Genomic DNA, 14,718 nt, shown 5'->3' on the forward strand with positions numbered 1-14,718 from the left:
GTTTGTTCATTGCTAGCATTATTGAGCCAAAAACCTGATATTAGTATGGCGAGAAATATAATAGAACAGGTGATAATTTGACGGCTTGGCAAAAGATCTCCTCCGTACGTTTTTATCAACAGTGTGACCTGATCCTAAGGTAACTATACATAATCGTTGCCAAACTGCTTCAAGAAAAAACCTGATTTTGCTTTACAAATGACTGAGAATACGTTAAATTAAATTTTAACATATGTTGGTCGTTTTTATTTCGCGAATATAATGCACTTACAATATCATATGAGTAAGACCCTGGAGGAGCCTGCACACAGCGGGCTCTTTTTGTGTTTTTTTATGTTCTCCATGATCTAGCGATTTGTTTGCATCGAAATGGGAATGATGAAAAATAGAATGAAAGAAGGAGGAACTTGATTGTCTTTACTACATGTAGCTGTTTTCATACCTTTTTTATTCTCTGCGGGGCTGCTAGTCAGTCGTAAGTTTCTTGAAAGTATGCATAGAGGGTGGCTGGCTTTGCCGGTTCCAATCCTGCTTTTTGTATTCTTTTTGTGGCATATTCCGCAAGTTCAAGAAACTCCAATCATCCATGCAGCGTCGTGGATTCCGAGTCTTGGCATTACGATTACTTTTAATTTGGATGGCTTATCTTTATTGTTTGCGCTATTAATCAGCGGTATCGGCTTACTTGTTGTTCTGTACTCGATTTATTATCTTGATGAAGAGAAAAAAGACCAGCAGCGTTTCTATGCATATCTTCTCCTGTTCATGGGAGCAATGCTTGGTGTTGTTCTTTCTGATAATTTACTTGTTCTATATGCTTTCTGGGAGATAACCAGTATCGCGTCCTTTTTATTAATCGCGTACTGGTATGAGCGAGAAAGATCGCAGTATGGAGCATTAAAATCCATGCTAATTACTGTGTTTGGTGGCCTGGCGATGTTTGCAGGATTTATTCTGCTTTATGTCATGACGGGAACATTTAGTATACGTGAGATTATATCTCAGGTTGATAACATTACAGGGCACTCGCTCATCTTACCAGCACTGATACTAGTGCTGCTTGGAGCCTTCACCAAGTCAGCGCAGTTTCCTTTCCATATATGGCTGCCAGATGCTATGGAAGCTCCTACTCCAGTAAGTGCTTATTTACATTCAGCTACGATGGTGAAAGCAGGCTTGTACCTTGTTGCTCGATGCAGTCCGATATTTGCTATGCAGGCCCAATGGTTCTGGATTGTTTCGATCGGTGGTCTAATAACGCTAATATACGGATCGATGAAGGCGGTAAGACAAACTGACTTAAAGGCACTACTCGCTTACTCGACGATTAGTCAGTTGGGATTAATTATGTGCTTGCTGGGACTTGGCTCTGCAGCAGGCTTGCAAACCAGTACTGCGACCTCATTATTCTTTGCTCAGGCCACAACAGCGGGATTATTCCATTTATTCAACCATGCCGTGTTTAAGGGTGCCTTATTTATGGTTGTTGGTATTGTAGATCATGAGACTGGAACGCGTGATTTACGAAAACTAGGCGGATTAATTCGCATAATGCCTGTTACGTTTACCATTGCGTCTATCGGTGCATTCTCCATGGCAGGCTTACCGCCATTTGGTGGATTTCTGAGTAAGGAAATGTTTTTTACCTCCGTGCTGAATATAAGAGAATTGAATATGTGGAGCTTGGAAAGCTGGGGGATTTTGATTCCTGTATTGGCCTGGATTGCAAGTGTATTCACCTTCATGTATAGCATCATTCTATTAGTCCGTACATTTGGAGGGAAATATGACAAGGAGCGTTACCATAATAAGCCGCATGAAGCGAGCATTGGCTTACTCGTATCTCCGACAGTTCTAGCGTCACTTGCACTTGCTATTGGTCTATTTCCAGCTCTTCCTGCAACTTGGTTGATCGAGCCTGCGATGACTTCTGTACATCCTCATTTACTTACACCGGGTGAGCATTTTCATATCCATATTCGAATGTGGCATGGATGGACGACAGAGGTTTGGATGACTGCAGCGCTAATCGCGATTGGGGCTTTACTGGTCATCCTATACAAAAAGCGAGGCTGGGTTCTTTCAGGCAGTGGCGAGAAAGCGCGCTTTACCCTGAACCGACTATATGACAAGACTCTTGAAGGTAGTGAGTATGCTTCCGAGAAACTGACTTCGTTATATATGAACGGATCGATTCGCCAATATTTGATCTACATTTTTATGTTTTTCGTGATTGCACTTAGTACTACGATGCTAGCACTACCAGTTTTCACGCTAGACTTTAGTGATCATGCACCGATTGATGGCTATGAGCTTGCTGCAATTGTAGCACTTGGCTTAGCAGCGTTAGCTGTACCTCTGTCTCAAAATCGAATTGCATCGATTTTGCTAACAGGTGCTGTTGGATATATGGTGACATTGCTGTTCGTACTGTTCCGAGCGCCAGATTTGGCATTAACGCAGCTTATTGTTGAAACAGTGTCTGTCGTACTCTTCTTGTTGTGCTTTAAGCATTTACCTAAGCTGAAGAAGGAAAATGTAAAAATAAGTTTCAAGATGACCAATGCCTTGATTGCTGCTGCTGTAGGCATCGTCGTTACGTTCATTGCGCTAGGCGTTAGCAGTGGTCACGATATCAAATCCATCTCCGATTATTTTATTAAGGAAAGCTATCATCTAGCCGGTGGTAAAAATATGGTTAACGTTATCCTCGTAGATTTTAGAGGCTTCGACACGATGCTGGAAGTGGTTGTATTAGGTATTGCTTCGTTAGGAATATACGCCTTAGTAAAGCTTCGAGTTGAGGATAGAGGGGACCAAACGTCCAAGCTGGATACGAATAGACTGGCAGGTTTTGTTGGGAAGCGTCCATTTAACAGCAATGATGTCATCCTGATGACTGCTGCACGGATCATTATTTTTATCATTGTTCTGTTTTCGATTAATTTGTTCTTTGCTGGACATAATGCGCCAGGCGGAGGCTTTATTGGTGGATTGCTGACTGCTGCAGCCATCATATTGTTTGCTATTGCCTTCGGTATGGATGCTGTCAAGCGAGTACTGCCTGTCAATTACCGAACAATGACGGGGATCGGTTTACTCATTGCTGTGCTTACAGGAGCAGGCTCCTTCTTATTCAAAGCTCCTTTCTTAAGTCATTCATTTGGACATTTCCAGCTGCCCATATTAGGAGAAACGGAGCTTGCCACGGCTGTTATCTTTGACCTTGGTGTGTATCTGTCTGTCATAGGTGTAACCTTGACAATAATATTGTCAGTAGGGAGGGAGCGTTAAGATGGAATTGGTTATGGCGATCACGACAGGCTTGCTTTTTGCTGTTGCTGTCTACCTTATTTTGTCTCGTAGTGTACTACGCATTATACTTGGAACCTCCCTGCTAACACATGGTGTTCATTTGCTAATAATGAACATGGCAGGTTTGAAAAGGGGCTCCGCTCCTTTAATCAGTGAGGATACGATGAGTTATACCGATCCGTTGCCTCAAGCACTGATCTTAACTTCGATCGTTATTAATTTTGGTGTAACGGCTTTCTTTCTTGTACTTGCTTACCGTGCTAATCAGACACTAGGAACGGACGACTTGGAGAAGCTGAGAGGGGGAGACGAGAATGAATAATTTGATTGTACTGCCTTTACTGCTTCCATTATTGAGCGCGATTATATTGGTTTTCCTCCGCAAACAAGTTGCTGTCCAACGCTCGATTAGCGGCATAAGTGCACTGCTTAATATTGTTATTGCCGTTATACTCGTTGGCCAGATTCAAAGCGATGGCATTCAAACGCTGTATATGGGAGGCTGGATCCCTCCATACGGGATTGTATTTGTAGCAGATATGTTTGCTGGCCTGCTCATACTAACAGCTTCAGTAGTAGGCGCTGCTTGTATATTTTATTCATTTAGTAGTATTGGTGAAGAAAGAGAACGTATGTATTTTTATCCCTTGGTTCAATTTTTGCTTGCTGGCGTATACGGCTCATTTTTAACTGGAGATTTATTTAATTTATTTGTATGCTTTGAGGTCATGCTCATTTCATCCTATGCGCTAATCGTGCTTGGAGGAAGCAAGCGTCAGCTGCGCGAGTCAATCAAATATATGCTAGTCAATATTTTATCGTCAGCACTATTCGTAACTGCGGTGGCCTATCTCTATGGTGCTCTCGGTACGCTAAATATGGCCCATTTGTCGCAGCGAGTAGCTGAGGCGGGGCAAGGGGGCATGCTAAACGTCATTGCGATATTACTGATGATTGTTTTCTCGCTAAAAGCTGGCCTTTTCTTGTTTTTTTGGCTGCCAGGCTCATATGCCGCTCCGCCCGCTGCGATTCGTGCATTGTTTGCAGCTTTGCTTACAAAGGTTGGTGTATATGCCCTTGTTCGTACATTCAGCTTAATCTTTTACCATGATCCTGCAGTTACCCATACATGGCTTGGCTGGATGGCGGGCGCTACGATGGTGCTCGGCAGTATTGGTGCCATAGCCTATCGAAATGTATCGAGTATTCTGAACTATCAGGTTGTCATAGGTATTGGCTTCATTGGCCTTGGCTTAGCCATTGCAACGCAGGCAGCCTGGGATGGTGTCGTTTTTTATCTCATGCATGATATGCTGGCGAAGGTTCTGCTTTTCATATTAGGCGGCATGCTCATTACTGCAGCTGGAACGGAAAAGTTATTAGAGATAAGAGGCTTAATTGATCGTTATCCATTGATCGGCTGGCTGTTTCTAGGGACAACGCTTGCTCTAGTAGGAATTCCACCGTTAAGTGGTTTTCCTGGAAAGGTGATGCTCATACGCAGCGCATTTCAGGAGCAAGCATTCGTACTAGCCGCGATCGGCTTAATATCTAGCTTTTTCGTACTTTACTCACTCATTGTTGTGTTTAAGCAAGCATTCTGGGGATCTGAGCTTGATCAAGAACCACGTACTACCGTACCTCCTCGATCCAAATTGTTAAACGGCACCATATTAGCGGTATTTGCTCTATTAGTATTTCTAGGTGTTAACGCTGAATGGTTATACGAATTTGTTTCTCATGCTGGTCATGTTATTGCAGAGCCAGACTTGTATATTCAAGCCGTAATGAAGGAGTAGATAGAGATGGCTATTCAAATATTACTTAACCTTATGTTGACTTTCATCTGGATGTTTTTACAAAACGACTGGACACTTGGTGGCTTGACTGTTGGGTATGTGCTTGGCTTGCTAATCGTAGGCGCGTTCCGTCGCTTTTTCTCAAGACCATTTTATATGAGGAAAGTATGGGCAATGATTCGCTTGTTCCTGTTATTTAATAAAGAATTATTGCTTTCTAGTTTTACGGTTGCTCGGCAGACAGTCTCACCTAAGCTAAGCTTCCGACCAGGAATATTTGCATATACAACAGAGCTTGAAACCGATTGGGAGGTTACATTACTTGCTTGCTTAATTAGTCTGACTCCAGGGACGTTGACGTTGGAGGTATCTCGGGATAATAGGTATCTTTATATTCATGCGATGGATATCAAAGATGTTGAGGAGCATATTAAACAAATTAGAAATACGTTTGAGACAGCCATTCTGGAGGTGAGACGTGCATGATTGACGGGATGCTGACAACAGCACTTGCACTATTAGCAATTGCTTTGCTTGGTTGTATTTATCGCTTGCTGCGTGGTCCTTCATTATCCGATCGGATCGCCTCACTCGATACGTTGGGTATATGTACTCTTGCGTTAATCGCAGTTGTGAGCTTGAAATTTCAAACACAAGCCTATTTTGATGTCATTCTCGTTCTAGGTATATTAACGTTTATTGGAACAGTAGCGTTAGCGAGATATATCGAAAGAGGCATTGTCCTAGAGAGTGGGGATGAGATGAATGATAATCATTGAATATGCTGTCGTAGGCATCGTTTTATTTGGCGCTATATTTTGCGCTCTAGGTGCTTTCGGGCTTGTTCGTTTGCCAGATGTTTATCTGCGCTCGCATGCAGCAACGAAGAGTGCGACACTCGGCGTGCTTTGTGTTCTTTTAGGTGTATTCCTATATTTTTGGCTTGTGCTGGATCACATAAGCATCAAGCTTTTGCTCGGGATTGTATTTGTATTCATTACCTCGCCAGTAGCAGGACATTTGAATGGTCGTGCAGCCTACCGCAGTGGAGTAGCGCTTTGGAGAAACAGTGTTCGTGATGATCTTCATAAGAAGAAAAGTGAAGCTCCTAGCACTGAATAAAGGAGAACATTTATGACTAGAGCTATTGCTGTTCAGCCATATATCATTATCGAACGTGCCATTACAAACCAAAGGCAACAAATTACAGTCCATCAACATGAGCTGTACTTGTTCGAATCAAAAATTGTTTCACGTCATCGTGAGTATTCGCTATATAATGTGTACGACCTGTCTTACAAAATTATTAGTGGTGATGAAGGCTTTTTGTATTTGCACACGAACCAAGGTGTTCATTCCTATATGGTAAAAACAGATCCGTCGATGTTTATAGAGGAGTTCAAGCTACTGCGTAGCTTGCAATCATAGAGATTTTTGTTGAGTCTTCTAAATCAGCTATCCTATGTAAAAACCGCGCTCTGCGTGGTTTTTTTTATCCGTATATCTCGATTATAAACGGCTTCATTTAAAATTTTCAGGAATCAATTGACAGGAGTGGCAGTGAGATGGTATCCTCTAATCGTAATTATTACGATTAATTAAAGTGATGATTACAGTTTATTTTTGGTGTAAGCAACTAAAAAAGATATAAGAGGTGTGTACCAATGAATATTGATAAAAAGCTGCCTGTAACTGTTCTAAGTGGATATTTGGGAGCAGGGAAAACAACAATTCTTAACCATATTCTGAATAACAGGGAAGGCATGAGAGTCGCAGTCATTGTAAATGATCTGAGCGAGGTCAATATAGATGCTGATTTGATTCAGGGAGGCGGGGGTCTTTCACGTACCGATGAGAAGCTGGTCGAAATGTCGAATGGCTGCATTTGCTGCACGCTTCGTGAAGATTTGCTTCGAGAAGTAGAAAGATTGGCCTTAGAACAGCGCTTTGATTATATTTTGATTGAATCAACGGGTGTAGGTGAGCCTGTACCTGTTGCCCAAACCTTCTCCTATATCGATGAGGAGCAGGGAATAGATCTGACCAAGTTTTGCAGGCTTGATTGTATGGTTACCGTTGTGGATGCCTATCGTTTCTGGAGCGATTTTTCCTCCGGCGACACATTGCTTGACCGGAAGCAGGAGGTCGCAGAGGATGATGTCAGGGAAGTGGTTGATCTACTAATTGATCAGATCGAGTTCTGTGATGTTCTGATACTGAATAAATGCGATCTAGTTGATGAGAAGGAGCTAGATGAGCTAGAAACCGTTCTTCGAAGCTTGCAGCCGCGTGCCAAATTCATCCGTTCTAATCGTGGGCAGGTAGATCCGGCCGAGATTTTGAATACCGACTTGTTCGATTTTGTAGAAGCAAGTCAATCAGCAGGCTGGATGCTTGAAATGGCGAAGGATCATCATACTCCCGAGACCGAGGAGTACGGAATCTCCTCTTTCGTTTATGAGCGAACACGACCTTTCCATCCGGAACGATTAATGAACTGGATGCGTGAATGGCCGGAAGAGATCGTACGTGCCAAAGGGATTGTATGGCTCGCCACACGCAATGATATGGCACAGAGCATTAGCCAGGCTGGACCTTCTATCCAATTCGGACCAGCAGGTAAATGGGCTGCGGCACTACCAGAAGCAGAGCTGAAGGAAGTGCTATTGGAGGATCCGTCTGTAGCTGAGTCCTGGGATGAACGATATGGCGATAGAGTAAATAAGATAGTGTTTATCGGCCTTGCTCTGGATCGCTTGAAGATCTCTAAAGAGTTAGATCAATGCCTGTTAACCGATAATGAATTAATCGCGGATTGGGCTAAGTTTCATGACGAGTTTCCTAATTACTCGGATGTACAGATGGAGCAGCAGCTTGCTAACTAGCGTGTGATTAGGAAAAGGAGTTAATAGAAGTACAGCTAAAAAGTCTTGCACAGCAGGGCTTTTTTTTATTTCTACAGATCCTTATGAATTCCTTATAATTACATTTTATTCTTAAACTATCAAAGAAAGTAATGATGATAATGGAGGTAATTAGAATGTCAGATTACACCTTAGAAGTAAAGGATCTAACTAAAAAGTTCAACAGTCAGATTGCTGTAAATAATGTTTCATTAAGTATTCGAAAGAATTCAGTTTATGGATTACTAGGACCAAATGGAGCAGGAAAATCAACGCTCTTAAAAATGATTACAGGGATGATGAAACCGACCTCAGGATATATCTATATTGAGGATCATCTGTGGACGAGACAAGATTTAAGGAATATAGGGGCACTAATAGAGCATCCGACCATCTACCCTAATTTAACTGCAAGGGAAAACCTGAATGTGGCTTGTACGATTTATGGTCTTCCTAAAACAAGGATTGAAGAAGTACTTCAAATTATAGGCCTGCAGCATTCGGCCAAGAAGAAAGTAAAGAATTTCTCAATGGGTATGAAGCAGCGCTTAGGACTCGGAATAGCAATTATTCATAACCCGAAGCTGCTCATTCTTGATGAGCCTACTAACGGTCTAGACCCAATTGGTATTGAAGAGCTAAGAGCTTTGATTACAGCTCTGCCCTCTAAAGGCATTACAGTTATTTTATCCAGTCATATTTTATCAGAGGTAGCGCAAGTTGCTGATGAGATCGGTATTATTTCGGATGGAGTGATTGGCTATAGTGGAAAGGTTGATCCAGATCTTGATCTTGAAAAGCTATTTATGGAAATCGTAGCAAGAAATAGAGGTGTAAACGAATGCTAGAACTAATTAAAGCGGAATTTCAAAAGAGCAAACGTACAACTACCAATACATTCGTTGTGATAGCTCCATTATTTACACTATTCATTTGTGCATTATGGAGTGGAGGGCAAGCTGGAGCTTACAACTGGTGGTATACGATGTTTCTTCCAGGTATGATCTCAATCATTTCTTCGCAAGTCATACTTAGAGAGAAAAGTCTTTCGTATAAAGGCATTCTTTTATATCCAATCAATAAAGCTGCTGTGTGGTTAGCAAAGATATTGTATGTTAGCCTATTGGTTATCTGTTCGAATGTGATCTTTATGATTGGCATTGAAGTTGTCGGTATTGCTTTTGGAACGTATATTCCTTTGTCGGCAAATGTATTGGCAATCGTTATATTAATTTGTACCTTAGCATTTACGATCCCGATTTCATTATTTTTAACGGTTAAATTTAACATGTTTGTGACGGTACTCTTTAATATTGGTATGTCGATCATTGGAGTAGTAAGCTTTGGTTCGAGTTCATTTTTAAGTTCCTTACCTTATGCAACACCTTCTGCATTAATGGTACCGATTCTGCGCATTTTGCCAAATGGACTCCCTGTACCTAGTGATAGCGAATTGATTCATAACAAGGGAATTGCAATGGATTCGATCATAAATTTCATCGTATTTATTATTTTGGCCCTACTTACTACGATTTGGTTTAAGCGGAAAGCGGTGAATCAATAATGCAACTCATGAGACTATTGAAGGCTGATCTATTGAAATTAAAATTTACCCATATGATATGGATGCACGTATATATCCCACTATTAGGACTATTCATTTTTTTAAGTTATTTTTCTTATGCTCCCTGGAGCAATTTTGATGAGATCATCGTCTATATGCAGGTATTGTGTATCGTATTTCCTATATTAATTGGTATCATCACTTCAATGTTAGCAGATCAGGAATGGTCAGCAGGCGGCTTTCAGATCATGTTATTTCATTCCGATCCAAAGTATTTAACGATGGCGAGTAAATTAATATTATCCTTATTACTGGGGATGATCAGTACACTGTTAGCAGTTTTAGGGTTTTATATCGGCTATTCATTTATAGATAATGCTATATTCAGTATTACGGTATATTTAGCTGTTGCCGGAATAATTATTGGGAGCAATATCTTTCAGTACATTCTGCATTTATTTCTAAGCTTTAGATTTTCGAAAGGGATATCGATTGGCGTAGGCATAGCAGAAGCACTTGCCGTAGCATTATTTATTACGGGCATGGGGGACGGAAGATGGCCTTTCGTTCCAAGCACATGGAGTATTAGATTCATTGCTGCTTTACTAACAGATACTGAACATGTAAGTGGACATTTGTTAGATCCCTTTTTACATTTAGGCGTTATAATATCTATTGGTGCTACTGTTTTATCCATCGTGTTGCTGTTAATATGGTTCACTCGCTGGGAAGGAAAAAAGCTGGAAGAATAGGAGCTTGCAATGGCAAATATTTTAGTCGTGGATGATGATACTACCATTCTCACTTTAATCGAGAATGTCCTTATGAAAAGTGGGCATTTTGTAAAAAAAATTGATAATCCTGAGCAGGTTATGTTTGAAAATTTACATTACTTCGATCTTATTATATTAGATATTATGATGCCTAACGTTAACGGGTTTGAATTATGTTCCCGAATAAGAGCTCAAGTCGATGCTCCTATCCTATTTCTGACTGCGAAAACAGAGGAAGCAGATATTATCAAGGGATTAGGTCTAGGAGCGGATGACTACATAAAGAAACCTTTCGGCGTTCATGAGCTGCGTGCAAGAGTAGAGGCTCATATTAGAAGGGAACAAAGAGAGAAAATTCATACCGTTCATTTAGGCAATATTAGATTCTTTATGTCTAGTAAAGAGTGCTTTATATTGGAACATAAGCTACCACTTACTAAGAGCGAATATGAAATAAGTGAATATCTAGCCCTTCATCACGGACAGGTTTTTTCCAAGGAGCAAATATTTGAATCCGTTTTTGGATTTGACAAAGAGAGCAATGTTTCTGTAATCGTTGAGCACATCAAAAACATTAGAGCGAAATTCATAGAGTATAAAGAGGAACCGATAAAAACAGTGTGGGGAATAGGATACAAATGGGAATAAGAAAAAGTAAAAAGCTTCGTACCATATTTATTGAATACATCATATCTATTGGGTTTTTGGTTATTCTCTTAATCGTAGCCAATTATATTTTATTTACTTCGACGGCTTTAATGTATCCAGCGAATTATACTGAAAAAGCAATACAAAGGAATTATGACGAATTAAAAGAAGCACCTCACGTAACGATGGACTTATTAACACCGATGAGTAGCTTTGGTGTTTTTTCTCCCGATGGGCAATACTTGTACGGTAATTTTTCAGCTAGGGACATAAAGCTCAACTGGGATTACTATCGTAATGGGGATCTATCATCGGGCTTATCAACGTTTATTGTTTGCATTGATAGAGACAGCGAAGTACTAATTATTAGCTATCCATTAAGTATGCAATTTAAGAATGATGTATTGAGGAACCTTTTACCTCATGCAGAAATGACCGCTGTTATTTTATTTTTGCTGCAGCTTCTTTTCGTTATTGTACTTTGGTCTAACAGATTTGCTAAACGAATTAATCGTGAATTAACATTTTTACTAGCGACTACAAAGCAAATTCAAGAGCAGAATTTAGATTTTAAAGTCGGCAATAGCAGAATAGAGGAGATAGACGGGGTCCTTAAAGGGATTGATACGATGAGAGTCGCTTTGAAAATCTCTTTAGAAGAGCAATGGTCATTAGAAAAACAAAAGAGGGAGCAGGTGTCCGCTCTAACTCATGATCTCAAAACTCCTCTTACTATCGTTAAAGGCAACGCAGAACTACTTATGGAAACTACGCTGACAGAAGAACAAAGAAACTACTGCATGGATATAGAAAAGAGCAGCCTCCAAATGGATCATTATATCCATAAGTTATTGACCATCAGTAAAAACGAACTCGATCATCAGGCTGCTAGGACGACTATTGAAGTGACAAAGTTTCTACATTCAATAAAAAGGCAAACTGAGGCAATAAGTAAAATAAGAGGAATAGGCGTAGTCTGGCAAATGAATGTAAAGGAGAATCTAAGGTTAACAGCGGATCAATATGATCTCGAACGTGCAATAATGAATATCATAACAAACGCATTTGACTTTTCTCCAGGCGGCTCAACGATAACGATTAGTAGTATGGCGAACGATTCCGAGCTTAGCATTCAAGTGATAGATCAGGGCAAAGGTTTTACGAAAAAGGCGTTAAAGCATGGTAAAGAGCAACTGTTTATGGAAAATGAAAGTCGAACGATAAACGGGCATCATGGATTAGGTTTATATATCGCTAATACCATCATTACTAATGATAATGGGGAGCTGATCTTATCAAACGATGTGCATGGCGGCGGATCAGTTACAGCTAAAACTCCAATCTTAGCTGAGAATATGAAATATTTAACAAGATGATATAGTGATGCACAAAAGCCCATTCTCTTCAAATTAGAAGTAAATGGGCTAGAAAATCAAGAAAATGAGATAAAAAATGTGTATTAAGCTAATTTTTGTGTTTCGTTTTCAGAGTAACGTCCGCTAACCACAAGCATGATTATTGAAATAAAGATGAGTATAAAACAAAAAATAAAAGAATACCGGTAACCTAGAACACTGGCTAATCCGCCACCAACAAGACTACCAATCAGTCTTCCGATCGTGGATGAATTAGAGTAGAGAGTAGATGCATACCCAGGCATGCTTGGAAGCAGATCTTGAATGTAGCTAATGCCAATCGCAGAGATGACAGCAACAAAAACGGCGAGTAGAATTTGGGCTGCAAGCATTTGCCACATCGCTCCTGAAATAATAATTATGAGATAATAAGCTCCTCCGATAATTGCTCCACTCATCATTAAGATTCGGTTACTGTATTTTGAACTGAGTATACCTAGCATGATCATAAAAGGAATTTCCAATGCAGCACAAATACTGCTGACTAGCCCGACATCACTTGTCGATCCCCCAAGATTGTTTGTAATAAAGAGGGCGGTATTGAGGCTGCTCGTCCAGTGAGCCGTATACATGAGGATTAGAATCAAGAAGGGGAGCAGAATTTTAGGGTTCTGACCCAATCGGAAACTTTTCACTTTCATTTGATCGTTAGTTCTTTCCAGATTAGAATTTGATTTGAGAAAAAGAAATATAAGTAAGGCAACAAGTAGGAATACTCCAATTGTACCCGAGAAAATCCCCTTAAACCCTAAACCAGCGATTAGAAGGGTACCGATTAAAGGACCTGTAATAAAGCCGAGAGAGAAAGCAGAACGCAAGGTAGAATTAGCAAAAGAATAATCAGTAAAATTACTTTTTTTCACAGCTTCTCTAGAAATAGCGAACAATTGAGGCATCCCTGGTGCACCAAGGGCAGTAAAGATCGTCATAAAGATAAACAAGATCGTAAAATCCTCAATAAGCAAGTATCCGCTATAAGCCACAGCACTACAGAGCGTAGAGATAAGATAAATATTTTTTCGATTCAAGCCGAGATCAGAGCGTCTCCCGATTAGCAAACTGATCCATATCCCAGCAATTAATGTAACGGCTAGAAAAATACCAAACATCGCAACTGGTACTCCAAGATATTCCGTAAAATATATGGATAAAAAGGGCATGCTGATTGAAATCCCCATTCCTTGCAGTAACATACAAAAATAGAGTAAAGGATAAGAGGAAATCGAAAATAGTTCAGAGAATCGTTTGATTAAGATGTGAAGTTACTCCTTTATATTTATTTAGATAAGAGAGAAAGATATCAGCTCTATTTCTTGTGAAAAGCTTGCCATGTGATCGGACTGATTACTAATATATTGATCTATTACTTAGATATCGAGTGTTCGAGTGCCAATCCATTTCACCATTTCAGGATCGTTATGAGAAAAGAACAAGCTCTGTTTCGTGTCTAACGTTGTAATCGACTCCATATCCTCTTCGTTTAATACAAAATCAAAAATATCGATATTTTCAATAATTCTATCTTTATGTACAGATTTTGGAATCACAACAATTTCTCTTTGTGTCAACCACCGTAATACCACCTGAGCAACAGATTTATTATACTTTCCAGCGATGGATACTAAAAGATCATTATGGAACAAGTTATTTTTCCCTTCAGCAAAAGGCGCCCATGATTCAATTTGAACATTATTCTCTTTCATAAATTTTTCATTTTCGATTTGCTGGTTAAAGGGGTGTGTTTCAACCTGGTTTACAGCAGGAATTACTTCATTATGAATAATCAAATCGATCAGGCGATCTGCCTGAAAGTTACTTACACCAATTGCACGTACCTTTCCTTCACGATACAATTCCTCCATAGCTCGCCATGAGCCATATACATCTCCAAAAGGCTGATGAATCAAATACAAATCCAAATATTCCAATTGCAACCTGTTCAGTGATTTTTCAAATGCTTTCTTTGTGTTTTCATAACCGGTATCCTGCACCCAAAGTTTCGTAGTGATAAACAATTCCTTTCTTGCCACTCCACTACGCTTGATTGCTCTGCCGACTGCTTCTTCATTCAAATAAGAGGCAGCAGTATCAATCAGACGATATCCAGCCACAATAGCTTCATAAACGCTTTGTTCGCATACAATCGGATCAGCAATCTGAAAAACACCAAAGCCTAGTATAGGCATCTCAACACCATTATTTAATAATATTTTTTCTTGCATATCAATTTCCTCCTGTGTAATCATTACTGGCTGACTTCATCATGCGGCTTAATATATTTATTATGCACAGTATGACAGA

Annotated in this window: 15 protein-coding genes; 13 read left to right on the plus strand and 2 right to left on the minus strand. The window is 40.0% G+C overall.

What is annotated here, in order from left to right:
• The first annotated feature begins 411 nt into the window (after positions 1-411).
• The 13 genes from M3180_RS00800 (at position 412) to M3180_RS00860 (ending at position 12,378) form a co-directional block, all read left to right on the plus strand.
• Positions 412-3,294 carry a Na+/H+ antiporter subunit A gene (locus tag M3180_RS00800; protein WP_251665324.1) on the plus strand — a complete coding sequence of 961 codons (2,883 nt, stop codon included), beginning with the start codon at positions 412-414 and terminating at the stop codon, positions 3,292-3,294.
• Between the two features lies 1 nt (position 3,295).
• Positions 3,296-3,637 carry a Na(+)/H(+) antiporter subunit C gene (locus M3180_RS00805; RefSeq protein ID WP_251665325.1) on the plus strand — a complete coding sequence of 114 codons (342 nt, stop codon included), beginning with the start codon at positions 3,296-3,298 and terminating at the stop codon, positions 3,635-3,637.
• Positions 3,630-5,114: a Na+/H+ antiporter subunit D gene (locus M3180_RS00810; protein WP_251665326.1), complete on the plus strand. Its 1,485-nt coding sequence runs from the start codon at positions 3,630-3,632 to the stop codon at positions 5,112-5,114. Before M3180_RS00805 ends, M3180_RS00810 begins: the two co-directional genes overlap by 8 nt.
• Before the next feature lie 6 nt (positions 5,115-5,120).
• Positions 5,121-5,600: a Na+/H+ antiporter subunit E gene (locus tag M3180_RS00815; protein WP_251665327.1), complete on the plus strand. Its 480-nt coding sequence runs from the start codon at positions 5,121-5,123 to the stop codon at positions 5,598-5,600.
• On the plus strand, positions 5,597-5,893 hold the full coding sequence (locus M3180_RS00820; RefSeq protein ID WP_251665328.1) for a Na(+)/H(+) antiporter subunit F1: 297 nt from the start codon (positions 5,597-5,599) through the stop codon (positions 5,891-5,893). The genes M3180_RS00815 and M3180_RS00820 overlap by 4 nt, the downstream gene beginning before the upstream one ends.
• Positions 5,880-6,236, plus strand: a complete 357-nt coding sequence (gene mnhG, locus M3180_RS00825) for a monovalent cation/H(+) antiporter subunit G (RefSeq protein ID WP_251665329.1) — start codon at positions 5,880-5,882, stop codon at positions 6,234-6,236. Before M3180_RS00820 ends, mnhG begins: the two co-directional genes overlap by 14 nt.
• A 12-nt stretch (positions 6,237-6,248) precedes the next feature.
• Positions 6,249-6,542 (plus strand): hypothetical protein, encoded by a 294-nt coding sequence (locus M3180_RS00830; protein WP_251665330.1) that lies wholly within the window; start codon positions 6,249-6,251, stop codon positions 6,540-6,542.
• A gap of 236 nt (positions 6,543-6,778) precedes the next feature.
• Positions 6,779-7,999, plus strand: a complete 1,221-nt coding sequence (locus tag M3180_RS00835) for a GTP-binding protein (RefSeq protein ID WP_251665331.1) — start codon at positions 6,779-6,781, stop codon at positions 7,997-7,999.
• Positions 8,000-8,154: 155 nt separating this feature from the next.
• Positions 8,155-8,865, plus strand: coding sequence for a lantibiotic protection ABC transporter ATP-binding protein (locus M3180_RS00840; RefSeq protein ID WP_251665332.1), 711 nt, complete (start codon positions 8,155-8,157; stop codon positions 8,863-8,865).
• Entirely contained in the window at positions 8,859-9,581 is a 723-nt protein-coding gene (locus M3180_RS00845; RefSeq protein ID WP_251665333.1) for a lantibiotic immunity ABC transporter MutE/EpiE family permease subunit, read from the plus strand. The genes M3180_RS00840 and M3180_RS00845 overlap by 7 nt, the downstream gene beginning before the upstream one ends.
• An 8-nt stretch (positions 9,582-9,589) precedes the next feature.
• Positions 9,590-10,333 (plus strand): lantibiotic immunity ABC transporter MutG family permease subunit, encoded by a 744-nt coding sequence (locus M3180_RS00850; protein ID WP_285855587.1) that lies wholly within the window; start codon positions 9,590-9,592, stop codon positions 10,331-10,333.
• Positions 10,334-10,342: 9 nt separating this feature from the next.
• A complete protein-coding gene (locus M3180_RS00855; protein ID WP_251665335.1) occupies positions 10,343-11,002 on the plus strand; it encodes a response regulator transcription factor in 660 nt (219 codons plus the stop codon).
• Positions 10,993-12,378 carry a sensor histidine kinase gene (locus tag M3180_RS00860; protein ID WP_251665336.1) on the plus strand — a complete coding sequence of 462 codons (1,386 nt, stop codon included), beginning with the start codon at positions 10,993-10,995 and terminating at the stop codon, positions 12,376-12,378. The genes M3180_RS00855 and M3180_RS00860 overlap by 10 nt, the downstream gene beginning before the upstream one ends.
• A gap of 83 nt (positions 12,379-12,461) precedes the next feature.
• Here M3180_RS00860 and M3180_RS00865 read toward each other — a convergent pair whose 3' ends face one another.
• Together M3180_RS00865 and M3180_RS00870 are read right to left on the minus strand one after the other, a co-directional pair.
• Positions 12,462-13,610, minus strand: coding sequence for a sugar efflux transporter (locus M3180_RS00865; RefSeq protein ID WP_251665337.1), 1,149 nt, complete (start codon positions 13,608-13,610; stop codon positions 12,462-12,464).
• A 174-nt stretch (positions 13,611-13,784) separates the two neighbouring features.
• Positions 13,785-14,639: an aldo/keto reductase gene (locus M3180_RS00870; protein ID WP_251665338.1), complete on the minus strand. Its 855-nt coding sequence runs from the start codon at positions 14,637-14,639 to the stop codon at positions 13,785-13,787.
• Positions 14,640-14,718 lie beyond the last annotated feature (79 nt).

Source organism: Paenibacillus camelliae (assembly GCF_023715345.1).
Lineage (GTDB): Bacteria > Bacillota > Bacilli > Paenibacillales > Paenibacillaceae > Pristimantibacillus > Pristimantibacillus camelliae.

Bases quoted from the DNA above. Each gene is read 5' to 3' on its own strand.
- M3180_RS00810 (WP_251665326.1), top strand. From the start codon at position 3,630: ATGAATAATTTGATTGTACTGCCTTTACTGCTTCCATTATTGAGCGCG.
- M3180_RS00855 (WP_251665335.1), top strand. From the start codon at position 10,343: ATGGCAAATATTTTAGTCGTGGATGATGATACTACCATTCTCACTTTA.
- M3180_RS00840 (WP_251665332.1), top strand. From the start codon at position 8,155: ATGTCAGATTACACCTTAGAAGTAAAGGATCTAACTAAAAAGTTCAAC.
- M3180_RS00805 (WP_251665325.1), top strand. From the start codon at position 3,296: ATGGAATTGGTTATGGCGATCACGACAGGCTTGCTTTTTGCTGTTGCT.
- mnhG (WP_251665329.1), top strand. From the start codon at position 5,880: ATGATAATCATTGAATATGCTGTCGTAGGCATCGTTTTATTTGGCGCT.
- M3180_RS00860 (WP_251665336.1), top strand. From the start codon at position 10,993: ATGGGAATAAGAAAAAGTAAAAAGCTTCGTACCATATTTATTGAATAC.
- M3180_RS00865 (WP_251665337.1), bottom strand. From the start codon at position 13,610: ATGTTACTGCAAGGAATGGGGATTTCAATCAGCATGCCCTTTTTATCC.
- M3180_RS00870 (WP_251665338.1), bottom strand. From the start codon at position 14,639: ATGCAAGAAAAAATATTATTAAATAATGGTGTTGAGATGCCTATACTA.
- M3180_RS00815 (WP_251665327.1), top strand. From the start codon at position 5,121: ATGGCTATTCAAATATTACTTAACCTTATGTTGACTTTCATCTGGATG.
- M3180_RS00835 (WP_251665331.1), top strand. From the start codon at position 6,779: ATGAATATTGATAAAAAGCTGCCTGTAACTGTTCTAAGTGGATATTTG.
- M3180_RS00820 (WP_251665328.1), top strand. From the start codon at position 5,597: ATGATTGACGGGATGCTGACAACAGCACTTGCACTATTAGCAATTGCT.
- M3180_RS00830 (WP_251665330.1), top strand. From the start codon at position 6,249: ATGACTAGAGCTATTGCTGTTCAGCCATATATCATTATCGAACGTGCC.
- M3180_RS00850 (WP_285855587.1), top strand. From the start codon at position 9,590: ATGAGACTATTGAAGGCTGATCTATTGAAATTAAAATTTACCCATATG.
- M3180_RS00845 (WP_251665333.1), top strand. From the start codon at position 8,859: ATGCTAGAACTAATTAAAGCGGAATTTCAAAAGAGCAAACGTACAACT.